At 71.3% G+C, this 23,764-nt stretch carries 25 protein-coding genes; 10 read left to right on the plus strand and 15 right to left on the minus strand.

Annotated elements, in window-relative coordinates:
• The first annotated feature begins 75 nt into the window (after nt 1-75).
• Both KK087_RS12350 and KK087_RS12355 read left to right on the plus strand, forming a co-directional pair.
• Nucleotides 76-3,570 carry a TM0106 family RecB-like putative nuclease gene (locus KK087_RS12350; protein ID WP_214565649.1) on the plus strand — a complete coding sequence of 1,165 codons (3,495 nt, stop codon included), beginning with the start codon at nt 76-78 and terminating at the stop codon, nt 3,568-3,570.
• 64 nt (nt 3,571-3,634) lie between these two features.
• Nucleotides 3,635-4,051 (plus strand): hypothetical protein, encoded by a 417-nt coding sequence (locus KK087_RS12355; RefSeq protein WP_214565651.1) that lies wholly within the window; start codon nt 3,635-3,637, stop codon nt 4,049-4,051.
• A gap of 209 nt (nt 4,052-4,260) precedes the next feature.
• Here the strand turns inward: KK087_RS12355 and KK087_RS12360 are convergent, their stop codons facing one another.
• The 4 genes from KK087_RS12360 to KK087_RS12375 form a co-directional block, all read right to left on the minus strand.
• On the minus strand, nt 4,261-4,677 hold the full coding sequence (locus tag KK087_RS12360; protein ID WP_214565653.1) for an SseB family protein: 417 nt from the start codon (nt 4,675-4,677) through the stop codon (nt 4,261-4,263).
• Between the two features lie 79 nt (nt 4,678-4,756).
• Nucleotides 4,757-5,422 (minus strand): GOLPH3/VPS74 family protein, encoded by a 666-nt coding sequence (locus tag KK087_RS12365; RefSeq protein WP_214565655.1) that lies wholly within the window; start codon nt 5,420-5,422, stop codon nt 4,757-4,759.
• Nucleotides 5,423-5,498: 76 nt separating this feature from the next.
• The gene (locus KK087_RS12370) at nt 5,499-6,305 is read right to left on the minus strand and encodes an HNH endonuclease family protein (protein ID WP_250901069.1); all 807 of its coding nucleotides are present in this window, start codon (nt 6,303-6,305) and stop codon (nt 5,499-5,501) included.
• Between the two features lie 74 nt (nt 6,306-6,379).
• Complete coding sequence (locus tag KK087_RS12375; protein WP_214565658.1) at nt 6,380-9,826, minus strand: DEAD/DEAH box helicase; 3,447 nt, start codon at nt 9,824-9,826, stop codon at nt 6,380-6,382.
• A gap of 122 nt (nt 9,827-9,948) precedes the next feature.
• Here KK087_RS12375 and KK087_RS12380 point away from each other — a divergent pair, with 122 nt between their 5' ends.
• Entirely contained in the window at nt 9,949-10,146 is a 198-nt protein-coding gene (locus KK087_RS12380; protein WP_214530165.1) for a hypothetical protein, read from the plus strand.
• A gap of 116 nt (nt 10,147-10,262) precedes the next feature.
• Complete coding sequence (locus KK087_RS12385; RefSeq protein ID WP_214565660.1) at nt 10,263-11,264, plus strand: AraC family transcriptional regulator; 1,002 nt, start codon at nt 10,263-10,265, stop codon at nt 11,262-11,264.
• Nucleotides 11,265-11,296: 32 nt separating this feature from the next.
• Here the strand turns inward: KK087_RS12385 and KK087_RS12390 are convergent, their stop codons facing one another.
• A complete protein-coding gene (locus KK087_RS12390) occupies nt 11,297-12,709 on the minus strand; it encodes an amino acid permease (protein WP_214565662.1) in 1,413 nt (470 codons plus the stop codon).
• 215 nt (nt 12,710-12,924) lie between these two features.
• Here KK087_RS12390 and KK087_RS12395 point away from each other — a divergent pair, with 215 nt between their 5' ends.
• Nucleotides 12,925-13,425, plus strand: coding sequence for a DUF427 domain-containing protein (locus tag KK087_RS12395; RefSeq protein ID WP_214545238.1), 501 nt, complete (start codon nt 12,925-12,927; stop codon nt 13,423-13,425).
• 93 nt (nt 13,426-13,518) lie between these two features.
• On the opposite strand, the gene KK087_RS12400 is transcribed toward KK087_RS12395, so the two are convergent.
• Entirely contained in the window at nt 13,519-13,851 is a 333-nt protein-coding gene (locus KK087_RS12400) for a hypothetical protein (RefSeq protein ID WP_214530171.1), read from the minus strand.
• Between the two features lie 90 nt (nt 13,852-13,941).
• Between KK087_RS12400 and KK087_RS12405 the strand changes: the two genes are divergently transcribed.
• From KK087_RS12405 to KK087_RS12415, 3 genes are all read left to right on the plus strand, one after another.
• Nucleotides 13,942-14,322, plus strand: coding sequence for a DoxX family protein (locus tag KK087_RS12405; protein WP_214565670.1), 381 nt, complete (start codon nt 13,942-13,944; stop codon nt 14,320-14,322).
• A complete protein-coding gene (locus KK087_RS12410; protein ID WP_214565671.1) occupies nt 14,322-14,780 on the plus strand; it encodes a DUF6264 family protein in 459 nt (152 codons plus the stop codon). Before KK087_RS12405 ends, KK087_RS12410 begins: the two co-directional genes overlap by 1 nt.
• Nucleotides 14,781-14,875: 95 nt before the next feature.
• A complete protein-coding gene (locus tag KK087_RS12415) occupies nt 14,876-15,310 on the plus strand; it encodes a hypothetical protein (RefSeq protein WP_214565673.1) in 435 nt (144 codons plus the stop codon).
• Between the two features lie 4 nt (nt 15,311-15,314).
• Here KK087_RS12415 and KK087_RS12420 read toward each other — a convergent pair whose 3' ends face one another.
• From KK087_RS12420 to KK087_RS12425, 3 genes are all read right to left on the minus strand, one after another.
• Complete coding sequence (locus KK087_RS12420; RefSeq protein WP_214565675.1) at nt 15,315-15,935, minus strand: hypothetical protein; 621 nt, start codon at nt 15,933-15,935, stop codon at nt 15,315-15,317.
• 257 nt (nt 15,936-16,192) lie between these two features.
• Nucleotides 16,193-16,321 carry a hypothetical protein gene (locus KK087_RS17680; RefSeq protein WP_284732980.1) on the minus strand — a complete coding sequence of 43 codons (129 nt, stop codon included), beginning with the start codon at nt 16,319-16,321 and terminating at the stop codon, nt 16,193-16,195.
• Nucleotides 16,321-17,775, minus strand: coding sequence for an APC family permease (locus KK087_RS12425; RefSeq protein ID WP_214565677.1), 1,455 nt, complete (start codon nt 17,773-17,775; stop codon nt 16,321-16,323). The genes KK087_RS17680 and KK087_RS12425 overlap by 1 nt, the downstream gene beginning before the upstream one ends.
• 98 nt (nt 17,776-17,873) lie before the next feature.
• Between KK087_RS12425 and KK087_RS12430 the strand changes: the two genes are divergently transcribed.
• Nucleotides 17,874-18,302 (plus strand): DUF6892 domain-containing protein, encoded by a 429-nt coding sequence (locus KK087_RS12430; protein ID WP_214530177.1) that lies wholly within the window; start codon nt 17,874-17,876, stop codon nt 18,300-18,302.
• Nucleotides 18,303-18,350: 48 nt separating this feature from the next.
• Here KK087_RS12430 and KK087_RS12435 read toward each other — a convergent pair whose 3' ends face one another.
• Genes KK087_RS12435 through KK087_RS12445 form a run of 3 tightly spaced genes read right to left on the minus strand, consistent with a single transcriptional unit; the run spans nt 18,351 to nt 21,007 of the window.
• Nucleotides 18,351-18,962 (minus strand): uracil-DNA glycosylase family protein, encoded by a 612-nt coding sequence (locus KK087_RS12435; protein WP_214565679.1) that lies wholly within the window; start codon nt 18,960-18,962, stop codon nt 18,351-18,353.
• The gene (locus tag KK087_RS12440; protein WP_214565681.1) at nt 18,959-20,161 is read right to left on the minus strand and encodes a glycosyltransferase; all 1,203 of its coding nucleotides are present in this window, start codon (nt 20,159-20,161) and stop codon (nt 18,959-18,961) included. The genes KK087_RS12435 and KK087_RS12440 overlap by 4 nt, the downstream gene beginning before the upstream one ends.
• Before the next feature lie 9 nt (nt 20,162-20,170).
• Nucleotides 20,171-21,007, minus strand: coding sequence for a DUF429 domain-containing protein (locus tag KK087_RS12445; protein ID WP_214565683.1), 837 nt, complete (start codon nt 21,005-21,007; stop codon nt 20,171-20,173).
• Nucleotides 21,008-21,160: 153 nt separating this feature from the next.
• On the opposite strand from KK087_RS12445, the gene ligD reads away from it, so the two are divergent.
• Nucleotides 21,161-22,183, plus strand: coding sequence for a non-homologous end-joining DNA ligase (ligD, locus tag KK087_RS12450; RefSeq protein ID WP_214565685.1), 1,023 nt, complete (start codon nt 21,161-21,163; stop codon nt 22,181-22,183).
• A 24-nt stretch (nt 22,184-22,207) separates the two neighbouring features.
• Here ligD and KK087_RS12455 read toward each other — a convergent pair whose 3' ends face one another.
• The 3 genes from KK087_RS12455 to KK087_RS12465 all read right to left on the minus strand — a co-directional run bounded on the left by KK087_RS12455 (nt 22,208) and on the right by KK087_RS12465 (nt 23,696).
• On the minus strand, nt 22,208-22,351 hold the full coding sequence (locus KK087_RS12455) for a hypothetical protein (protein ID WP_214530182.1): 144 nt from the start codon (nt 22,349-22,351) through the stop codon (nt 22,208-22,210).
• Nucleotides 22,348-22,509, minus strand: a complete 162-nt coding sequence (locus tag KK087_RS12460; protein WP_214530183.1) for a hypothetical protein — start codon at nt 22,507-22,509, stop codon at nt 22,348-22,350. The genes KK087_RS12455 and KK087_RS12460 overlap by 4 nt, the downstream gene beginning before the upstream one ends.
• Before the next feature lie 143 nt (nt 22,510-22,652).
• On the minus strand, nt 22,653-23,696 hold the full coding sequence (locus KK087_RS12465; protein ID WP_214565693.1) for an ATP-dependent DNA ligase: 1,044 nt from the start codon (nt 23,694-23,696) through the stop codon (nt 22,653-22,655).
• Nucleotides 23,697-23,764 lie beyond the last annotated feature (68 nt).

Raw genomic sequence — 23,764 nt, forward strand, 5'->3', positions numbered from 1 at the left:
GCCGCGCGACCCGGACGGTTCGGTGTCAGCGCCCGCCCCTAGGCTTTCAGCGCACCGGAGAGCAAGGGGGAGCGCATGCAGATCGGCGTCGACGGGCACGTGCTGCTCAGCCCGAGTGACCTGAGCACGTGGTCGGCCTGCGAGTGGGCGTTCCTGCGCCGCCTCGACGCCAAGCTCGGTCGCGGGGAAGCCCTGCCGGACGTGCACGACGACATGCTCGAGCGCACCGCACGGCTGGGAGACCAGCACGAACTCGACTACCTCGAGATCCTGCGCCAGACCCGCGACGTCGTCGAGTTCGACCGCCCCGCCCCACCGGACTACGCACACGCCGCAGCCGAAGCACGACAGGCCTTCGCCGACGGTGCCGACGTCCTGTACCAACCGACGTTCCACGCAGCGCCGACGGCCGACGCCCCCGGGTTCATCGGCTTCGCGGACTTCATCATCCGCAACGACCGCGGCGAGTACGAGGTCTACGACACCAAGCTCGCTCGGCACGCCAAGATCAGCGCCCTGCTGCAGCTCGCCGCCTATGCCGAGCAGATGCAGGCGCACGGCATCCCCACCGGGCAGCAGGTGCACCTGGTGCTCGGCGACCGGACGACGACCACACACGACCTCGCCGACATCGCGCCGGTGTACCGCACGCAGCGCGCCGAACTGCAGCGGGTCATCGCCGAGCGCATCGCTGCCGACGAGTCGCTGCAGTGGGGTGACCCGCGGTACTCCAGCTGCGGGCGCTGTGCGATCTGCTCGACCCAGGTCGCCGAGCACCGCGACCTCGTCCTCGTCGCCGGCATGCGCCTGGACCAGCGGGCGAAGCTGATCAAGCACGAGGTGCGGACGATCGACGACCTGGCGGTCTGCACCCGGGCAGTACCGGGCTTGTCCCGCGCGACGCAGGATCGGCTGGTACGCCAGGCGAGCCTCCAGATCGAGTCGGAAGACGCCCGACGGACAGGCGCCGACGGGCCGGGTCAGCCCGTGAGGCCGCGCTTCGAGGTCCTCGACGCCCGCGCGCTCGACGCGATCCCGGCGCCCGACCCGGGAGACGTGTTCTTCGACTTCGAGGGCGACCCGCTGCACACCGAGGACGGCGTGCACTGGGGACTCGACTACCTGTTCGGCCTGGTCGACGACCACGCCGAGTTCACTGCATTCTGGGCGCACACCATCCGCGACGAACGACAGGCGTTGGTGGACTTCCTCGCCTTCATCGACGAGCGGCGCGAGCGGTACCCCGGCATGCACATCTACCACTACGCGGCCTACGAGCGGACGCACCTGCTGTCGCTCGCCGCCCGGCACGGGGTGGGTGAAGAGGCCGTCGATGACCTGCTGCGCGCCGGGGTCCTGGTCGACCTGTACCCGATCGTCCGCAAGGCCCTGGTCGTCGGCAGCCACAGCTACTCGATCAAGAAGCTCGAACCGCTGTACATGGGCTCGGACCTGCGCGAGAGCGACGTCACGAACGCCGCGGACAGCATCACCGCCTACGTCGACGCGATCGAGGAACTCCGGAACGGCGACGCCGCCGAGGGGCAGCGGATGCTCGACCAGGTCGCCGACTACAACGCCTACGACTGCCGCTCGACCCTGCGCCTGCGCGACTGGCTCCGCTCGCTGCGCGCCGACGACCCCGACGCGGCCGACCCGGCGCTCGAGCTCGAGGTCCCACCGATCCCCGTCGAGCGCGAGCCGAACCCGGTGTACGTCGCCCTGGCCGCGCAGCTCGAGGACGTCGACGCCCTCGACCGCACCCCGGACCAGACCGCTTTGGCGCTCGCCGCAGCCGCGATCGACTACCACCGCCGCGAGGCCAAGACCTTCTGGCAGGACCACTTCGACCGCCTGCGGAACCCGGTCGACGACTGGGCCGACACCCGCGACGTCCTGGTCGTGGAGCGTGCGTCCGTCGAGCGCGACTGGGAAACGCTGCCGCGTGCCCGCTCGCAGTCGCGGGAACTCCGGTTGTCGGGGACGCTCGCGCCCGGCTCGCGGCTGCGGCCTGGAGGCACGCCCCACCTGGTCTACGACGACCCACTTCCGCCATCGGTCGCTATTCCGGGCCCCGGGTCGAAGGGTGCGTCGTCGCGCGCCGTGATCGTGGACGTGTGGGACAACGGCGATGCCGTCGAGGTGCTCGTGAAAGAGGGGCTGCCCGTCGGCGGCGAGCCGCACCACGAGTTCCCCGTGGCACTCGCCCCGTCGGCGCCGCCCCGAGCGAAGCCCCAGCCCGAGGCGATCGCGTGGTGGGGCCAGGCCGTGCTCGACGAGCTGCCGGCGATGCTGCCCGACCCTGCGCTCGACCTTCTGCGCCGGGTGCCCCCACGTGGCCCGATCGTCCCGGTGCAGGGCGACGACACGGTGTCGGCCGTGGTGTCGACCCTGCTCGGCCTCGACCGGTCGTACCTGGCGATCCAGGGCCCTCCCGGCACGGGCAAGACCTACGTCGGCTCGAACGTCGTCGCCCGACTCGTTCGCGAGTACGGCTGGCGCGTGGGGGTCGTCGGGCAGTCGCACGCGACGTCGGAGAACTTCCTGGCCTCGGTGGTCAAGGCCGGCGTCCCCGCGGACCGGGTCGTGAAGGTGCCGAAGTCCGGCGCGACCGAGGACGAGCTCGACGCCGCAGCCTGGACCCCGGTGAAGAACGGTGCCGCGGTTGCCGCGTTCCTGTCGTCGTGTGAGGCCTCCGGCGCCGGCGGTGTCGTCGGTGGCACGGCGTGGACGTTCGCGAACGAGTCGACGATCGAGCGTCGATCTCTCGACCTGCTCGTGGTCGACGAGGCCGGACAGTTCTCCCTCGCTCCGACCATCGCCTCGACGGTCGCCGCGACCCGGCTCCTGCTGCTCGGTGATCCCCAGCAGCTGCCCCAGGTGTCGCAGGGCTCGCACCCGGAGCCCGTCGACGAGTCCTCGCTGGGCTGGCTCGCCGACGGACAGCACGTCCTGCCGCCCGAGTTCGGGTACTTCCTCGCCCGCACCCGCCGCATGGAGCCCGCGCTGACCGAGTCCGTCTCGGCCCTGTCCTACGACGGGCAGCTGGCCTCGATGGTCTCCGGGCGGCACCTCGACGGCATCGACGCCGGGGTGCACCCCGTGCCGGTCGTGCACACGGGCAACACGACGTCGTCCGCCGAAGAGGCCGCCCGGGTCGTCGCCCTCGTCGGTGACGTGGTCGGCCGCACGTGGACCGACGGTTCCGACACCCGGGACCTGACCGACGAGGACGTCATCGTGGTCGCGCCGTACAACGCGCAGGGCGCACTGATCCGGCAGGAGCTCGACCGCGCGGGCTTCACCGGCACCCAGGTCGGCACCGTCGACCTGTTCCAGGGCCGTGAAGCCGTCGTGTCGATCGTCTCCCTGGCGGCGTCGAGTGCGGCCGACATCCCGCGCGGACTCGACTTCCTGCTCATGCCGAACCGGTTGAACGTGGCGATCTCGCGGGCGAAGTGGGCGGCCTACCTCGTGCACTCGCCGGCGCTGACCACGGGGCTGCCGCCGTCGATCGCGGGCCTGTCCCTGCTGTCCCGCTTCATCGAGCTCGTCGAGCCGGCTCGCTGACCGAGTCGGCGCGCCGAGTCTTCTAGGCTGCAGACGGCCGAGGGGGCCAGGGGAGTGGGGGACGATGTCTGCAGGAGCGCAAGGACCGCTGCCGGCCGGAGGGCCAGCGCCAAACCCGGTCGCGGCACCGAAGGGGAACGCGGTCTGGACGGTTGACCTCGTCGTCACCATCGCCCTGTTCGTGGTCATCGCGATGCTCAGCGGTTTCGCGGTGATGTTCGGCTGGGTCCTCGGGACGATGTCGCAGTACGGGTGCGACTGGGAGTCCTCGACGCGCGTGTGCAACCGATCGATGGGGGTCCAAACCGCAGTGGTCGAGGCGATCGTCCTCGTCGTCCTGTGCACGGGAGGCGGGGTCCTCGCAACCAAGGTCCGTCGGAAGCGGCCGTTCGGGTGGCTCGTCGCACTCGGGACGGCCGCAGCGGTAGCGATCGCTCTCGCGCTGACGCTGGCGGTGATCGGGGCGGCGTCGGGATCCTGACGCGACGCCAGCCAGTCGTCACGATCGTGCTGTTCATCGCGACAGTGCTGGAAGGCGTTGCAGCGATGACTGTCGTCGTCGCGGAGCATGGCGGGTGAGCGCGAGCCGCTTGTCGGTTTCGGTTCACGAAGCCCGAGGATCGCGAACCAGAACCGTCACCGAGCGGGATGCCCCGCACTCGCCCGGAGCGGACGGTGAGACGGAGCGAGTCAGTCGTCGCTGGCCGGGACGCCACCCTGCATCTGCGCCCGCATCTCGGCGAGGACGTCGGCGTGCAGGAAGTTCGCTTCGGCCGCACTGGTGGGGTCGACCACGATGCCGAACTGCTCGGGCAGTGCGGTCACGAGCTCGGACATCGGCACCGGACGCCCCTCGGCGTCGGGCAGCCCAGCGGCGAGTTCGGCCGGGTCGGTGAACACCGGCACGAACGGCTTGTCACGGATCATGACGTGGGTGACGCTGCCACCCTCGGGGTCGCCTTCCGGCTTCCACGGGACCCAGGCGGCACTCCGCAGGAAGCCCGCGGGCGAGGCGGCCATCCGCCGACGCAGTTCGGTGGCCGCCGAGGGCGGGGTCCGATCGACGCCACGGCCGAAGGCCGACCCGTGCTGCTCGTTGGTGCTCATGCGTTCCCCTCCAGGGTGTCACCAGCCATGCTGTCACGGACTGTGGGAACGGCGGGGTCGAGCCGTTCCTCCGGGAGCCTCAGCTGGTGACGATCGAGGTCGTCGTCACCGCGGTCGCCGCCATGATCACGACCATCGTCGCGGCCTCGATCTCCTCGAGCACCGCCTTCACCGCCGGGCTCGCCCAGGTGCCCGAGGTGATCTCCTTGACCAGGTCCTTGTCGACCGCACCGAACTGCTTGCGCAGGGTGTTCGTCGCGTCGAGCAGGCCGATGACCGCGGCGGAGAACGGCGTCGGACCCGCCCGGCGTGCCAACACGTCGGCGATGCCCGACCGCAGCAGGGACTCCGGGGCGCCGTCGCGCTCCGCGTGCTTCGTGGTGGGGAAGATCCCGAGGACCTTGCCCTGCTCGACGCTGAGGACCCCGTCCGCCACCAGTCCGGCGAGCACGTCGTCGCGGAGTTGGCGCTTGCCGAGCCGGCTCACCCACCACTTCGCCTTGCGGGGCGCACCCGACGCGGCGATCGAACCGACCACGCCGTCGAGCACAGGGTCACCGGTGGCGGCACCGTCCACGACGGTGACGAGCCCGTCCTGCAGCGAGACGGCACCGCGCAGGGCGAGGTCGGCGAGCACCGCGCCAGCGAGACCGGTGTCCAGCGTCTGCCCATCGAGCGCGTGGCGCCCGTCGGGCTCGACCTGGAGGAGCGCGAACGCCTGCGGGACCGTGAGTTGCTCAGCCATGCCCGCAGCCTGCCACGCGGGGCGGAGGTGCGCCGGGCCTCCAGGCTGACGCCCAGCGGCGCCGGACCACCGGGCGTCAGCAGGCGTCCAACACCCGCACCATCGCGTCCCGCTCCGCCGGAGCGACCCACAGGCGGTACTTCGCCTTCACCGTGACCTGGTGCTCGACGTAGGTGCAGCGGAACGCCTTGTTCGCGGGGAGCCAGGTCGCCGCGTCGCCGGACCCCTTCTGCGAGTTCGACCGCCCGTCGACGGCGAACAGGTTCACCGGGTCGTTCGCCAGTGCCTGCCGCTCGGTCTCGGTGAGGCGCTGGGCTCCGGTGCGCCAGGCGTTCTCGAGCGCGACGACGTGGTCGATCTGCACGAGCGTCGAGGTCGTGTTGCCGCGCACGAAGTCCACCGTCGCACCGGTGTACGGCGAGACGAGGGTGCCGGTGAGGACCCTGCAGCGGCCCTCGCGGGTGATGCCGGCGAGGTCGCGGGCGAGGACGTCGTTCCGGGTGTCACACCCGTTGTGGTCGACGTCGAGCCACGCACTGCCGAAGTCTCCCGTGCGGTCGTAGCCCGTGCCGGCCGCCTTGCCCTTGACGGGCAGGTCGGCGAGCAGCGCACGTGCGCGGACGGCGTCGGCGTCGGTTCCGCGGCTGACGGTCGGACTGGAGGCGGGGCTCGCCCCCGACGACGCCTGCTGCGCTCCGATCGTGGTCGTCTCCACGGCCGTGGGACCGTCCGCAGCGGTCGTGCCCGCAGCGGACGGACCCGCGGCGTCGGCGTCCGGGCCGAGGAGGCCGGTCGCGTCGAGGGCGTAGCCGCCGACGGCGAGGGCCAGGACGACGATGACGGAGGTCAGGGTGATGTGGCTGCGGCGTCGGCGGGACGTCATGCGGTGGGACTCCAGGTGGTGCGGGGCGGAACGGTGGTGCGGGCGGAACGGCGGAACGGTGGTGCGGGTGCGGCTCAGGTCAGCAGGGAGCGGATGTCGTCCGCGGTCAGGTCGTCGGCGAACAGGGCGTCGTCGTCGATCATCGTGGCGAACAGCTCGGCCTTGCGGGCGGCGAGGGCGAGGACCTTCTCCTCGATGGTGTCCTCGGCGATGAACCGCTGGACGCTCACCGACCGGGTCTGCCCGATGCGGTGCGTGCGGTCGACGGCCTGGGACTCGGCGGCGGGGTTCCACCACGGGTCGAGCACGAACACGGTGTCCGCCTCGGTCAGGGTGAGCCCGAACCCGCCGGCCTTCAACGAGATGAGGAACGCCGGGGCGGTGCCCTGCCGGAAGCGCTCGATGACCTCCGGGCGCTTGCGGGTGGAACCGTCGAGGTACTCGTAGCCGATGCCCCGGGCGTCGAGGGCATCCGAGACCATCCGCAGGAATGAGGTGAACTGACTGAACACCAGGGCGCGGCGGCCCTCGGCGGCGAGCTGTTCGAGTTCGTCGAGCAGCAGGTCGAGCTTGGCGGAGGGGATCGGCGTCGACGGCGACAGGGGCGAGTCCGACGACGCCGACCCGGACACCCCGGACGACACCAGCGCCGGCGACAGCGCGAGCATCCGCAGCAGCGTCAGCGACCGGAACACGATCATCCGGTTCTTGGACAGGTCGTCGATCAGGTCGAGGACCTTCAACCGCTCCCGGTTCAGGGTGCGCTCGTACAGCTCGCGGTGCGCGGGGTCGAGCGTGACCCGGACGACCTGTTCTTGCTTCGGGGGCAGGTCGGCGGCGACGGCTTCCTTCGTGCGGCGGAGCATGAGCGGCCGGATCCGTCGACGCAGTCGCGCGGTGAGCTCCTGGCGGGCCTCGCCGCGGAGCTCGGGCGAGGCGAGGGGCTTCACGTAGTCGTCGCCGAACCGGGTCCAGGTGGACAGCAGCCCCGGCGCGACGATGTGGAACAGTGCCCAGAGGTCGGTCAGGCCGTTCTCGAGCGGGGTGCCGGTGATCGCGAACTTCACCGGTGCCTGCAGCTCCGAGGCCACGCGGTGGGTCTGGGACTGCGGGTTCTTCACGAACTGGGCCTCGTCGAGCACCAGTGCCGACCACGGCAGGTCGGTCCAGGCGCGGGCGTCGAGCCGGAGCAACGCGTACGAGGTGACGACGACGTCCGACGCTGCGGCGGTCCGCGCGACGAGCCCCGGGTCCTTCAACGACGTCGAGGTCACCGTCGCGACCCGCAGCGACGGCACGAACTTGGCGGCTTCGGCGGCCCAGTTGCCGACGACCGACGTCGGTGCGATGACCAGGAACGGGGGAGCGGCGGGCTCCGCGGCGCGACGGGCGGCGACCATCGCGAGCACCTGCAGCGTCTTGCCGAGGCCCATGTCGTCGGCGAGCACCCCGCCGATGCCGTGCGTCACCAGGAACGACAGCCACGCGTACCCGGCGTGCTGGTACGGCCGCAGGTCGGCGTGGACGGTGTCCGGCACGGGGACGTCACCCGGAGGAGTCGCCCCGAGCAGCCCGGAGGCGATCGCCTGCCAGCGTTCGTCGTGCGAGGTCTCGTCGGCCAGCAGGTCGAACTCCGACCACAGCCCGGCGTGCAGGGGCGTGACGGCGATCGGCTGGTCGGGCTCCCACTCGTCCAGGTCGCGGGCCTCGTCGATGAGCTCCTTGAGCCGGTCGAACGCGGGGTCGGCGAGCGACAGGTACGAGTTGTCGACGAGCTTGAGTCGTCGCTGCCGACCCGCGAGCGCGGTGAGCAGCGGTGTGAAGGGGATCTGCTTGCCGTTGACGCTCACGATGATGCCGAGGTCGAACCAGTCGTGCTTGTCCGACGGCATCGTCGTGACACGGATGTGCGGCCGACCGCTCAGCCGCTCGTAGTCGAGGCGCTCGCCCTGCACGACGGTGCGGACGCCGAGCGACGGCAGCTCGGGCAGGAACTCGTTCGCGAACACCGCGACGTCGGCCCCGTCGATGGCGCCGTCCTGGAACCAGTCCAGTCCGCCACCGGGTCCGGCAGGGCGGACGGGAGGCCCGGCCTGCGTCGCGTCGTCGGCCGGCGTCGTCGACGTGGTCGGCTCCACCGCCGTGGTCGGTTCCGCCACGGGTGCGTCGTCGTTGCCGGCCTGCTCGTCGGTGCCGGCTGGATCGTCGGCGGCACGGAGCCCGGAGAGGTCGGGGAGTGGGCCGTGCAGGGACACCGGGTCCTTCCGGCCGTCGACGTGCCAGCGCCAGTGCAGGTGCACGCGGTCGTCGGTGCGCGGCGCCCGGGCCGGCTCGAACGTCGCGGTCAGGACGAGCTCGGGCGGGGTGCGCTCGGGCAGCTCCACCGAGCCGTCGGAGCTGACCAGGCCGAGGGCACCGCGCAACCGGGGCGACCAGTCGGCCAGGAACTCGTCGACCTCGGCGGTGGGCACGGTGATCCGGGTGCCCTCGACGAGCATGCGGCGCTGGTCCTCGGGCACCGGCGCCGGGGTCGGGGCGACGGCGACCGTGAACTCGGGGCTCTCGCGGAACACGTAGACGCCGTGGTCGCCGATCATCCGCGCGGCACCGGGCACCACGGGCCGGCCGTCGAGCACGGCACTCGCGCCGATCACCACGGCGTCGTCGCGCCGGGCGACGTCGAGCAGCACCTGGGCCTGCGTTCCGAGCACCGCTCCGCCCTCGCGCTTGCCCGTGACGAACGCGATGTCGAGCGCCGCGGCCTGCTGCAGGAGTGGCCAGAGCAGCGGGCTCCGGAAGTCGTCGAGGTGCAGCCAGTCGCTCTCACCCGGGAGCCCGGCGAGCTGCCCGGCGCGGTGCAGGGCGGCGAGCTGCAGGAACCAGGCGTGCTGCTCGGCACCGACGCCGAGCCGGTTCTGCGAGTAGGGGAGCGTGCCCCAGGTCAGCTGCCCGCGCACCCAGTTGCCGGCGTCGCTGCGTGTGACCGGGCGGACCCCGAGTCGGACACTGCGGGACGGTGCGGGCAGGGCGCGGCCGGCCGCACGGGCTCGCGAGGCGAGCTTGGCGGGGACCGCGTCACGCAACTCGAACTGCAGTCCCATCCGCGTGCCCTGCGAGGTGGGAGCCCGCTCGTCGTCACCGGCGAGGCGGGCGAGGTCGTGCCTCCAGTCAGACGGCGGCGGAGCCGGCGCTTCCGGACGTGGGCCGGCGTTCGCGGCGAGGGCACGGGCGTTGATGGTGAGGAGCGCGGCCGCGACGTGCTTGCAGTCCCCGCCGAGGGGGCAGCTGCAGGTGCTGCGGACCGGGCGGACGAAGTCGCCGCGCGCCGGGGTGGTGTCCACGCGGAGTTCGTACGGGTCGTCGGCGGTGCCGGACACGACCGCGGTGACCGTGCCGTCGTCGTCGTGCCAGGTGGCGTCGTCGACCAGACCGGCGCGGACGACGTCGCGTGCGCGACCGAAGGTCTGCGGCCCGACGAAGCGGATGACGTCGACGGCGTCGATCATCGGGGCGGCTGGCACGTGACCATCGTGCCAGTCACCACCGACGATCCCCGCCGCCACCCTGTGCGACGAACATCTGACAGGACTACCGTCCAACTCGGATCGCGACGACTGCGATCCGCCGAACCGATTGGAAACGCATGCCGGACCGACTGCGGTGGGTACGCGACTCCGCCGACCACTGGAACGGGTGGCTCGACGCCGAGGTCGTGTGCGACATCACCCGGACCGACACGTACAACGTCGATTCCCCCGACCACTCGCTGACCGGTGGGCACTCGTCGTTCGAGAGCGCAGCAGCGCAGGTGCACGGCTGGGTCCGCTGGTCCGGCCGTTAGGCCGCAGAGCGCAACCTGGTTGTACGACAACCCACTGCTCCCTAGCGTGAGAGAGCAGGCTGGGGACCACCCGGAGGTGACCGCACCGCTCTGCTCCAGGAGAGAGAGGTGTTCCGATGACCGACACGACCGAGTCGCAGGCGCCCGCTCCGGGTTCCGATCCTGCTGCACGGCCCGCCCAGCCACGTTCGCTCGTCGCCGTGGCCGGCCAGGACACCGACCAAGCCATCAACTCGCTCGCCGGCATGTACGCGGGCAAGGCCTGGTACTCCCGGGCACTCGACCAGGACTACTGGTTCAAGTACGTCGGCGTCGGTGACGAACGGCTGAGCATCCGCCGTTCGCAGATGCACGGGTACCTGCGGGGCGACGTCGCCACCGAGGGCGAGGTCGTCGTCCAGTGGCTCGAACGCGGTGAAGCGCGCGTCGACGTCGGCCGTGACGAGGTCCGCATGCAGCCCGGCGTGCCGACGATGTTCCCCGTCGAGCGCCGGTTCGAGATGGAGTACCAGGACTGGGACCAGCGCCTGGTGCACCTCCGACGCGACCTCGTGCTCGACGTCGCCGCCGAGAACCACCTCGTCGACGGCACCATGGCGTTCGACACCGCCGCAGCGCCGGACCCCGCCGCAGTCGGCCTGTGGCGGACCGCGGTGTCGGGAGCGCTGCGGGCCCTGCGCGAGGAGGGCGAGGGGTCCCTCGCCTGGCACGAGGCCCAGCGCGACGTCGCCCGAGCACTGTTCCGCATGTACCCGCTGCAGGCCGAGCGGTTCCCCGCCGGCTACGGCACCCGGAGCGACGGACGGCTCCGTGCCGCGGTCGAGTTCATCCAGGCGCACGCCCACCAGCCGCTCACCGTCGCCGACATCGCGCAGGCCGCCGGTCTCAGCATCCGCGGGATCCAGGAGTCGTTCCAGCGGGCGTTCGAGCGCTCGCCGATGACGTACCTGCGCGAGGTGCGGCTCGGACGGGTGCACGAGGAGCTGCGGATCCTCGACCCGCAGGCGACCTCGGTGGCCGACGTCGCCCGGCGCTGGGGCTTCGCGCACATGGGGCGGTTCGCCTCGGTGTACGCGAACCGGTTCGGGGAGTACCCGCGGGAGACGTTGCGGCGCTGAGGGGCGTGGGCGCTGCCGGCGTCGCCGCGGCGTCAGCGCTTCGTCGGCTCGGCCAGCTTGCTGTGCTTCCGCGAGTACGCGAAGTACACGACGAGGCCGATCGCGAACCAGATCCCGAACCGCACCCACGTCTCCCACTGCAGGAACGTCACGAGCCACAGCGACGCGATGACGCCGATGATCGGGATGACGGGCATGAACGGCAGCCGGAACTGCCGGTCGAGCTCGGGCTGCCGGTAGCGCAGCACGATCACGGCGCCGCAGACGACCACGAACGCGAGCAGGATGCCGATGTTCGTCAGCTCCGCGACCACGCCGATCGGCAGCACACCGGCGAGGACCGCCGACGCGATGCCGAGGATCCACGTGACCCGGGTCGGGACGTGGCGCTTCGGGTCGGTCTTCGCGAACCACTTCGGCATCAGGCCGTCGCGGCTCATCGAGAACCAGACGCGCGAGGCGCCGAGCATGAACGTGACGAGCACCGTGACGATGCCGACGATGGCCCCGATCGCGATGATGTTCGCGACCCCGCCGAGTCCGACCGACGCGAACGCCGACGAGAAGCCCGACGCCGGGTCGATGTCCTTGTAGTCCTGCATGCCCGTCAGCACGATCGTCGCCAGGACGTAGAGGACCATCGAGATGCCGAGGGACAGCAGGATCGCCTTCGGCATGTGCTTGCGGGCGTCGGTGGACTCCTCGGCCGCGGTGGACATCGCGTCGTAGCCGAACACGGCGAAGAACACGGTCGCGGCACCGGTCATCACGCCGCCGAAGCCGAACGGGAAGTACGGGGAGTAGTTCGCGCTGTTGATGTGGAACACCCCGAGCACCACGATGAGCACGACGAGCGCCACCTTGATGCCGACGGCGACGAACTCGAACCGGGCGGCGCTGCGGATGCCACGGGTGAGCACGAACGCGGTGAGCAGGCACAGGATGATCGCGAACACGTCGACCACGTGGCCCTCGCCCGTGCCGGGTGCGCCGAGCATCCAGGCGGGCAGGTCGATGCCGAACTGGCCGACCAGGAACCCGACGTACCCGGAGATACCGATCGCGACCACCGCCACGATCGCGGTGTACTCGAGCAGCAGGTCCCAGCCGATGAACCAGCCGACGATCTCGCCGAGCACCGCGTAACCGTACGTGTACGCGCTGCCGGCCTTCGGGATGAGCCCGGCGAACTCGGCGTACGACAGCGCTGCGGCGGCACTCGCGACCCCGGCGACGAGGAAGCTGATCAGGACCGCGGGTCCGGCGACGCCGTTCGCCACGGTGCCGGCGAGGGTGAAGATGCCGGCGCCGATGATGCCGCCGATGCCGATCGCGGTGAGCTGCCACAGGCCGAGGTGCCGTTTCAGGCCGCCCTCGCCCCCGGCCTCGTCATCGATCGTCTCGATGGGCTTCCGTCGGAACAGGGTGCGTGTCGTCGTCGTCACCCGCCCATGGTGCACCCGGAGACGATTCCGCGCACGTGGCGCACGCGGCGGGCTGCGCGGTTCCGGGCGAGGTTTCGTGCTGGGCGACAGTCCTCGCGCCGCCGGGCCCGTGAACTGTCGCTGAGCGCGAAAGAACAGCCCGACCCGCACGAACGCGCCCCGCCACCGCCCCACGCACGCGGCCGGACCGCAGGCAGCCCGCGTAGACCTGGAGCATGCGCCACCCGAACAGGACCGAGCCCGGCCCCGGCCAGGAATCCGTCTGGGACTACCCCCGCCCGCCCGCCGTCGAGCCGGTCACCGCCCGCGTCGTCGTCCGCCTCGGCGGCACGGTCGTCGCGGACACGACCGACGCCGTCCGCGTGCTCGAGACCTCGCACCCGCCGGTCTACTACCTGCCGATGGCCGACCTCGCCGAGGGGGCGCTCGTCGCGGCGTCCGGCTCGAGCATGTGCGAGTTCAAGGGGCTCGCGCGCTACTTCGACGTCGTGGGCGGTGACGGCACGGTCGCGAGCCGTGCCGCCTGGAACTACCCGACGCCCGTTCCCGGCTACGGGTCGCTGCGGGAACGCGTCGCGATCTACCCGTCCGCGATGGACTCCTGCGAGGTCGGCGGCGAACGAGTCCAGGCGCAGGACGGCGACTTCTACGGCGGCTGGATAACGGCGGACGTCGTCGGCCCGTTCAAGGGAGCGCCCGGCACGCTCGGCTGGTGACCCGGCGTCGCGACGCCGGGTGGCTCCGAGCCGGACCGACCAGGGTCGTGCGCGGCGGGGCGGACCCGACCCGGGCCTCCAGTCCGGACCGCGTCAGCGGTTGGCGTACGGCGACCAGAACGGCGGTGGGAACGCGCCGCCGGTCACGATCACGAGCACCTGCCACACGAGCATGACGAGTCCGGCGCCGCCGATCACGATGCCGATCCACGACCACACCCGCACCGCACGACGACGGCCGGCGATCCGGATCGCCCGCCACCCGCTCAGCACGCACACGAGCCCGAACACCGCACCGAGCAGCACGTGCCGGGTGGTCGACTGCGCGGGCACGATGATGCCGAGGTAGAACGCGACCGGTCCGAGCAACACCGCGAACGTCGCCGGGGCTGCCGGCGGTTCGTGGTCCCGAGCGACTGCTCCCATGCGTCTGAATGTAGCGAGTGAACCTCGCTTCGTGCGCGTCCAGGCCGCGCAACGCGGGCAGGCGTCGGTCAGAACGGGCACCATGGGGGCATGCGTTCCGTCTTCCGCGTCCTGCTCGGCCTGGTCCTCGTCGTCGCGGGCACGAGCCACCTCACCGTCGCGCGTGGGGAGTTCACGGCCCAGGTCCCCGACTTCGTGCCCCTCGACGACGACACCACGGTGCTCGCGTCCGGTGTCGCGGAGATCACGCTCGGCTCGGCCCTGGTGCTCGCTCCGAAGCGGGCCCGCCGCGTCGTCGGCACGGTCGCGGCCCTGTTCTTCACGGTGATCTTCCCCGGCAACCTGTCGCAGTGGGTCAACCGCCGTGACGCCTTCGGTCTGGACAGCGACGAGAAGCGCTTCGTCCGCCTGTTCGGTCAGCCCCTCCTCGTCGCGCTCGCCCTCTGGTCGACGCGCGGCCGGCGCTCCTGATGGGCGCGCCCGCGCGGCAGACCGGTCCGGCACCCGGGCCCGGTGCCGGGGCGGGCCTCGATCCGCTCGGGTCCGGCCCGGCACGCTTCGGTCGGGAGGCCCGCCACCCCCTGGCCGGTCGCAGCCGCGTCGCCGACGTGGTCGCTTCCACCGCCCTGCTCGTGCTGCTCACGGTCGAGGCGCTGGCAGCGGGATGGGGCATCAAGCTCATGTCGCTCGCGTTCGTGTCGTGCGCGGCGCCGGGCAACACCTGCAACGAGACGCTGGGGGACTCGGTGGTCGTCGTGGGGCCGATCCTCGTCGCGGGGGTGCTCGTCGCGACGATCGCGGTCTGCGTGCTGCGGCTCGTGCGTCGGCGGCTGACCTGGCCGGTGGTGCTCGTCGGCATGGCGGCGGTCGTCGCGGTGTTCTTCGCGTCGCTGTTGCTCGTCGACAGCTCCGTGACGCACGGCATCTGACGGCTCGTTCCTCCACAGCCTGTGTCGTTCGAGTAGCTGTCCACAGAAGCCGGGGTTCGCCTCGGTGGCGGTGGTCTGGTCGCCACGCTGGAGTCATGCCTGACACCGACATGCTCGCCCGCCTCATCCGTGAACCCGTCCGCACCGACGACGACGTCGTCCAGCTCGTCGAAGCCGTGGTCGAACGGCCGCTCCGCCGCCAGTGCTGGGTGCTGTTCCTCGACGACCGCGGGATCTCGATCCCGTTCCTGCTGCCGATCGCCGACCTGCCGTACTCGCCGGACGAGCACGTCGACGACTTCGCGGCCCTGATCGCGGACATCGTGGCGCAGCTCGGTGCCGCCGACGTGGTGCTCGTGTGGGAACGGCCCGGTGCCGACCGGCTCCACCCGGTCGACTGGGAGTGGGTCGACGCCTGCGCCTGTGCCCTCGACGAGCAGTCGGTCCGGCTCCGCGCGCAGGTCGTCGTGCACAGCGGGGGCGCCGCGATCGTCGAGTTCGACGAGGAAACGCATGCGGTGGCCTCGTGAGCGGTCAGCCCTGCGGGGCGGTGTCCGGCACGGCCTGGCCGGTGAGCTCCTCGACGATCGTCTTCGCCTGTGGCCACGACTTCGCGTAGTGGTCCGGGTCCGAGTTGATCTGCACGGCGTGCGCCATCTGCGTCGGGGTCATCGTCTTCCAGCCCGGCACCTTCACGAGCTTCGCGTAGAACATCGACGCGGCCGTGTACGGGTCCATCCGCTGCTCGTACGTGCCCCAGGCGCCGTTGTCGCGCTGCTGGAACAGGCCGCGGCTGTCCGGGCCCGCGGCGTCCCCGTGGTCCAGGTTCACCAGGCTCGACTCGCCGATCGCGGTCATCACGCCGACGGCCTGCGTGTGCGGCCCGATGCCGAGCGCCCGGGCGGCTTCGATCACGTGCGCGGCGTTCACCAGGCGGTCCTGGCAGAAGCCGCCGACGGGGCCGGCCGGCACGACCATCCCGCCGATCGTCTTCGACGACACGGCCGGACACGCGGGAGTCGGGGTCGCGGCGCTCGACTTCGCGATGCCGGCGATGGAGTTCACCGCGATCACCACGAGGACGACGACGCCGATGCCGACCGCCACGATCCCGGCGCCGAACACCGAGGCGAGGGTGATGCCGACGCGGTGCATGACGGGACCTCTCGACGGGCTGGGCGGGTGCTGGGCGGGCGGAGCGGGAAGAGCAGCACGAGCGTACGGGTGCCCGCTGGGAAGCGTGCGGCGCCCCGCCGTGATCGCACGCTCAGCGGTTCACGGTTCACGGTTCGCGGTTCGCCGCCGGTTGCTCGCGGCGGGGAAGGTGCATCCCCGACGACGAGTGACGGTTCTGGTTCACGAAGCGGGGACTTCGCGAACCAGAACCGTCACGGGTCATCCGTGCAAGGCGATCACCGCTCGCGGCGACCGTCCTGTCGGCCCCGACCCCGACCCCGGCGCAGGCGCCAGCCCCCGGCGGACAGGGACAGTGCGGCGATCACGGCGACGACGAGGGTCCAGATGACGCTCGAGGCGTCCATCAGCTGTCGCGGCGGTCGTGCGGCGGGCGCTGCACCTTCGTCGGCTCCGTCACGAGTCCGGTGGGGGCCTTCTCGGCCTGCTTCCGCCCGTGGGTGAACCAGGTCAGGACCCAGAGCAGCACGCCCAGGGCCAGCAGAGCGCCGGCGATCTGGTACTGCTGCGGGTCACGTCCGGACGAGAACGGCAGCACGAGCCACAGGCACGTGATGATGCCGATGACCGGGATGATGACGCCGGCACGGAAGTGCTTGTGGTCGACCTTGTCGCGGCGCAGCACGAGCACGGTCACGTTGACGACCGCGAACACCGTCAGCAGCAACAGCGAGGTGGTGCCACCGAGCACGACGACGATGGGCGACTCCGGGTCGAGCGAGACCCACCCGATCAGCACGAGCGAGATGAGCGTGGTGAAGACGATCGCGTTCGACGGGGTGCGGCGTGCGGGGGAGATGCGGGACAGGAAGCCCGGGAGCACGCCCTGCTTGCTCATGCCGTAGAGCAGGCGCGACGCCATCATCATGTTGATCAGGGCGGTGTTGGCGACGGCGAACATCGAGATGAAGGGCAGCAGGTCGGCGATCGGGAAGTCCGGCGCCGCCGTCTGCACGACGGTCACGAGCGGGGTCTCGTTGCCGGCAAGCTCGCCGATCGGCACCACGGCGACGGCACAGATCGACACGAGCACGTAGATGACGGCGGTGATGCCGATGCCGGTGAGCATGATCTTGGGGAAGATGCGCGAGGGGTCCTTCGTCTCCTCGGCCATGTTCACCGAGTCCTCGAACCCGACCATCGCGAAGAACGCCAACGACGTCGCCGTGCTGATCGACAGCAGCAGGGACTTGTCCTCGGGTGTCTCGAACATCACGACGCGCGAGAAGTCCGCGTTGCCGCCCGCGATCGCCCAGAAGCCGATCAGGATCACCATCACGAGACCGGACAGCTCGACGAGCGTCAGCACGACGTTCGTCTTGACGCTCTCGCTCACGCCGCGGAAGTTGATGAGCATCACCGCGAGCATGAAGCCCATGGCGATGAGCATCACCACGCCGTTCGGCAGTTCGATGCCGAAGCCCGCGCCGAGGTTCGCCGCGAACGCCCGCGAAGCCGTCGATGCCGACGTGATCCCGGAGCACATCACGATGAAGGTGACGATGAAGGTGACGAAGTGGATGCCGAACGCCTTGTGCACGTAGAGCGCGGCACCGGCGGTCTGCGGGTACTTCGTCACGAGCTCGAGGTACGAGAACGCCGTCAGCAGTGCGACCGCGAACGCGATGAGGAAGGGGAGCCACGCTGCCCCGCCGACCTCGGCCGCGACCTGACCGGTGAGCGCGTAGACACCCGTACCGAGGATGTCGCCGATGATGAACAGCAACAGGAGCTTGGGACCGATGACCCGGCGGAGCTCGTGCTGCTCCTGCTGTGGGCGGTCCGTGTTGGTGGTGGCCATGCGTCACCCTTGCGCGCGAGATGCCTTGCTGTCCAGTCCCACAGGAAGGTTTCTCGCGATCGCAACACGGTCGCTCGGCGACGGATACGCTCCGGGCCATGGACCAGCAGTCGAACACCACCGAGGAGCCCATCGAGTTCGCGGACTTCAACGCGAAGCTCCTGGTGCTCGATGTCCTCTGCTACGACCTCGACGTCCTCGACCCCTACGACCCGGACGCCGAGGACGAGACCGACGAGGACCTCGACGTCGACGGGCAGGACGACCGGGCGCGCGCGTACTACGACGACCTCGACCTCCTGCCGTCGCACCTGTCGCTCGTCACGGAGATCACCGTCGACTCCGACCTCGAGGTGCTGCAGGACGTGCACCCCGGTTGGGACGGCTCCGACGACCGCTTCGACCCGCAGAACTGGGACGATCTGCTCGACCTGCCGGAACTCCGCACCGTCTACGCGGCAGCGCCACTGCCCGCCCACGTCACCGACCGGTTGGCCACCAAGGGTGTCGAGGTCCGCTCCGCCTGAGCGGGCCGACCAGCCGACCAGCCGACCAGTCGACGGCGGACCGGCAGGCTAGTGGTCCAGCGCCCGTAGCTGCTCGGTGAACTGCTTCGCACCGCCCTGCGCGGGATGCCGGACGGCGACGGCCTCGATGCCCGCCAGCGCGAGCGCTCCCTGCGCCTTGCGACCCACGGCGACGACCCGGACCCGGTCGACGCCGCCCAGGGCATCCAACAGGGCGAGGGCGACCGGCGCTCCTGAGCGCACCTCACCGGGGCGGGGCGTGCGGTTCGTCAGCCGGTCCGGCGCGACGAACGGGTGGTGCGGGAAGATCGCCCACGCCACCGGGAGGGCGCCGCGCCAGCCCTCCAGCGCGGCGTGCACGACGCGGGATGACGCCTCCCACGGCGCGGTCGGCTCCGGCGGGACGAGGGACTCCGATCCCAGCTCCCGCATGCTCGTGAACGGGATGCCCGTGTTCGTCATGCCACGCCACCCGGGCGCCTCGGCGACGAGCAACATGTCTGCCCGGGGACCGACGGCGGCCAGGTAGCGCGCCAGGTTCTCGCGTCGGAGTCTCCCCTCGGCCGTCCCGACGTCGTACAGCGCCTCGGCGTCCGGCTCCACGGGGACGGCGTCGAGCGCAGCCCAGAACGCGGCGAACCGGTCGCTCGACCCGTTCACGAGCGGCCGAGCACCCGGCGGTACACGTCCTCGAGCCCCGCGGCCGACCGCTCCCAGCTCAGGCGCTCCGCGTGCTCCCGGCCGGCAGCGGCGAGGGCAGTCGCGTACGGAGCGTCCGTCAGGATCCGCTCGATCTCCGCCGCCCACTCGTGCGGGTCGCGGGACTCGAGCACGACGCCCGTCTCCCCGTCGACCACGGCTTCGCGGAGGCCTCCGGCAGCGGCGGCCACGACCGGCACCCCGGAAGCGGAGCCCTCCAGCGCGACGAGCCCGTACGTCTCCGAGTGGGACGGCACGAGCACGGCTGCCGCGCCACGGAACAGGAACGCCAGGTCGGCACGCGACTGCGGACCGATGAAGGTGACGCGGTCGGCGATGCCCCGCGCGGCGGCGAGCCGACGCAGTTCGTCCACGTAGTCGCCCGCCTCACTAGAGGCGTCCCCCGCGATGACCAACGTGGGGCGGGCCTCCAGGCTGATGCCGGCGATCGCCTCGATCGCCAGGTCCAGGCCCTTGAGTGGCTGCACGCGCGCCGCCGCGACGACGTAGGGGGTGGCGGCGCGGCGCGCACCGACCCCGGCGGGGCGGAAGACGGACCCGTCGACCCCCGGCGGCACGATCCAGATGCGGGCGTCGTCGCCGCCCAGGCGTGTGCGCACGGTCGAGGCTTCGGCCTCGGACACCACGACGACGGCGTCGGACTCGCGCGCCAGCAGCTCCTCGCCGGCGATGCGGCCGGCTGACTCGGGGCGCTCACCCTCGGACAGCGGCGTCTCGGGGTCGGCGGCGATCGAGTGGAACGACTGCACGTGAGGGATCCCGCGCTCACGGGCGACGGGCAGCGCAGCGGCGCCGGAGAACCAGTGGTGCGAGTGCAGGACGTCGAACGGCCCGAGCTGCTCCAGCTCGTGACGGAACGGCTCGATGAAGGCGTCGTGCTCACCCTTCGGCACCGGCTCGGCCGGACCCGCGGACAGGAACCGCAGGCACACACCCGGCACGAGTGACACCGAGTCCGGCTGCGTCGGGGCAGAACGGCGCGTGATGATGTCGACGTGGTGGCCCAGGTCGGCCAGCGCCTCGGCCTGGTGACGGACGACGACGTTCATGCCGCCGACCTCGCCCGAGCCGGGTTCGTCTCCGGGGGAGGTGTGCAGCGACACCAGCCCGATGTGCAGGGGTTCGGTCGTCGCGCTCACCGCTCAACCCTAGCCGCGCGGCCTCCGCTGCGACGGGCGCGCGGGCGCCACCACGACGGGCCGGCGGCCCGCCTCGTCCAGCAGGTCGGATGGGAGGCCCCGATCACCTCCCAGGATCTGCACGCGCTGGTCGCCGTGTCGCTCCCAGAACGCCGCCGTCCACGCGCACAGGGCCCCGTCGAGCAGGTCCTCGCGGTGCTTGTGCGTCGGACCGTGCAGCACCGACGGATCGGCGAGCCGCCGCGTCAGCGGATGGGAGTCGACCAGCAGCGGCGGGTCGAGCGGGGTCTCGCGCAGCCGCCGGACCAGCTCGTCGAAGGCCTCGGCGCGACGGGCACGTGCCTCGGCGGCGGGGATCCGGAGGTCGAGCCGCTTGTACCGGGGTCGTTCCACGTCGTAGCCGAGCTCCTCCACCCCGACCAGCGTCGTGTAGGGGTAGCACTCGAACGTCGCCGGTCCGGTGCGGGCCCGCATCGAGTCCGTGTCCGAGACGTACCCGACGCCCAGGGCGGTCAGCCGGTCGAGCAGCGCTGAGCCGGCGCTCGCCGCGGAGGCCTGGTTCGTCGGGTTCGCCGCGACCTTCCACCGGCCGTACCGCTGCCCGACCTGCCGCTCGGATTCGCGGATGCCCGTCGGGTTGGTCACGACGAGCGAGGCGTCCACCGCGATGAGGGAACGTGGCCCGAGGTGCTGGGCGATCCAGTCCGTGACGGCGTCGACCCCGCGCGCCCAGCCGGCATCGGTGATCGTGCCGTCGTCGTCCATCGCGACCAGCCCGGTCTCGTTCGCGGCCTTCCGCTCGGAGCCGAGTCCCCACGCAAGGTCCACCCCGAGGTACGCGTTCACTCGCCCATCCTGCCCGCTCTGCAAAACACCGGTTTTCGCACGCTGAACACCGGCGTGCGCGTGTTCGACGAGTGAACACCGGTGTCTTGCGGGAGCGCGGAGGCGGGGGTCGGGCTGCGGGCGGGCGGCACGGACGCGTGTAGGTTCCGCTGCATGGCGAGCGAAGCGACGACGGTGCGGGTGCCCGGGCCCGACGGTGACCGCGAGGTCCGGATCAGCAGTCCCTCGCGGGTGCTCTGGCCCGAGGCGGGCATCACGAAGCTCGACCTCGCCGAGTACCTGGTCACGGTGGGCGGCGCCTTCGTCCGGGCGAACGGCGACCGGCCGATCTCGCTGCAGCGGTTCCCCGGCGGTGTCGACGGCGAGCAGTTCTTCTCGAAGAACCCGCCGAAGGGGGCGCCCGACTACGTCCGCTCCGTCACGGTGACCTACCCGAGTGCCCGGTCGCACCCGCAGCTCGTGATCGACGAACCGGCAGTGGCGGTGTGGGCCGCACAGATGAACACGGTGGTCTTCCATCCGTGGGCCTCTCGTGCCGAGGACAGCGACCACCCGGACCAGCTCCGCATCGACCTCGACCCGCAGCCCGGCACCGACTTCGGCGACACGGTGCCGGTGGCCGAGGAACTCCGGAAGGTCCTCGACGAGGTCGGCCTGACCACCTGGATCAAGACGAGCGGCAACCGCGGCCTGCACGTGTTCGCGCCGATCCGCCCCGAGCACGAGTTCCTCGAGGTGCGGCACGCGGTGATCGCCGCGGCCCGCGAGCTCGAACGCCGCATGCCCGACCGGGTCACGACGGCGTGGTGGAAGGAGGAGCGGGGGCAGCGGATCTTCGTCGACTTCAACCAGGCGAACCGCGACCGCACGATGGCCGGCGCCTACAGCCCCCGGGCCCTGGCACACGCCTCGGTGTCGACGCCGATCACATGGGACGAACTGCGCACCGCGGACCCGACGGCCTTCACGATCCGCACGGTGCCGGACCGGCTGCGGACCACCGGCGACCCGTGGGAGTCGATGGGGGAGCAGCCGGGCAGCATCGCACCGCTGCTCGAGTGGTGGGAGCGCGACCTGGCGAACGGAGAGGGTGAACTGCCGTTCCCGCCGGACTTCCCGAAGATGCCGGGGGAGCCGCTGCGCGTCCAGCCTTCACGAGCGAAGAAGCCGAGCTGAGGCCGAGCGCTGAGCCGCCGAGCCTCAGGCGGCGGAGGAGACGTCCCGCTGGCGATCCGGGTCCTCGACGCGCGTGGTGTGCGTCGGTACGCCGATGCTGGCGGTGTGCAGGCGGGTCAGCCGCGACCACGTGCCACGGTGCACGTCGGTGATGCCGTCGACGATCACGCGCCGAGCCCGATCGTGACGAGCGCGAGTGCCGTGGCGGTCACGCCGGCGATGGCGCTGACGACCGCGCTGAGCTGCAGGACGCGCTGGCGCCGTGCCTCTCGGACTTCTGTGAAGGGGCTCCGCCGAGGGTGGCGGACAAGCGTGCTGGTGCTCATGTCGACCGCTTTCGATCCGGGCATCCGGGCTGGACACCTCGTGCTGCTGAGATCATCCTGGCACGGCTTCACTAGTTCGGCTAACTACTTTTCGCCGAACGTGACAGAACAGCGACAAACGGACACCGCAGTGCGTTCCGTCGTCAGGACAGCACGTCGTTCAGGTCGTAGGCGCTCGGCACCTCGAGCTGCTCGAACCCGCACGACGTCGCCTCGCGGTCGGGCCGCCACCGCTCGAACTGCACGGTGTGCCGGAACCGGTCGCCCTCCATCTGGTCGTACCGGACCTCCAGCACCAACTCCGGCGCCAGCCGGACGAACGACGTGTCGCGACCCGACGAGAACCGCGACCGTTCCCCGTCTCCGGTGACGGGCCTCCCGTCCGCATCGCGGAGCACGACGGGCTCGAGTTCGTCGATCAACGCGGCCCGGCGCTTGTCGGAGAAGGCGGAGACGCCGCCGACCTGGCGGAGCTCGCCGTCCGCGTCGTACAGACCGACCAGCAGCGACCCGACGCCGGAGCCGCTCTTGTGCACGCGGTAGCCGATGGCGACGACGTCGGCGGTGCGGTGGTGCTTGATCTTGAGCATCGAGCGCTTGTTCGGTTCGTAGGGCCGTGCGCGGGGCTTCGCGACGACGCCGTCGAGCCCGGCGCCCTCGAAGGTGGTGAGCCACTCGCGCGCCTGCTCGACGTCGAGGGTGGTGCGGGTGACGAAGAGCGGGTCCGTCATGGCGTCGCCGAGCTGCTCCAGGCGCTCGCGGCGCTCGTCGAAGGGCAGGTCGAGGAGTTCCTCCCCGTCGACGGCCAGCAGGTCGAAGGCCACGAACTGCGCCGGGGTGTCGACGCTGAGCTTGGCGATCCGCGAGGCCGCCGGGTGGATGCGCTGCGACAACGCCTCCCAGTCGAGGCGCTCGGCACCGGGCTCGCCGGAGCGCAGGATCACCTCGCCGTCCAGGACGACCGGGTGGTCGAGGCCGCCGAACTGCGCGCGGAACGCCTCGACGAGCTCGGGGAAGTACCGGGTGAGCGGCTTGGCGCCGCGGCTGCCGATCTCGACGTCGTCCCCGTCGATGGTCACGATGCCCCGGAATCCGTCCCACTTCGGTTCGTACCGCAGCCCGCCCTTCGTGCTGTCCGGGTCGGGGACGGTGGCGACGGCCTTGGCGAGCATCGGTGCGATCTCCATGCGTCCTGTCTACTCGCGCGCGTTGGCAGCGCTGCGCGCTTCGTGAGCAGGAATGGTCGGGTCCGGCG

Source organism: Curtobacterium aurantiacum, assembly GCF_018598555.1.
GTDB lineage: Bacteria > Actinomycetota > Actinomycetes > Actinomycetales > Microbacteriaceae > Curtobacterium > Curtobacterium aurantiacum.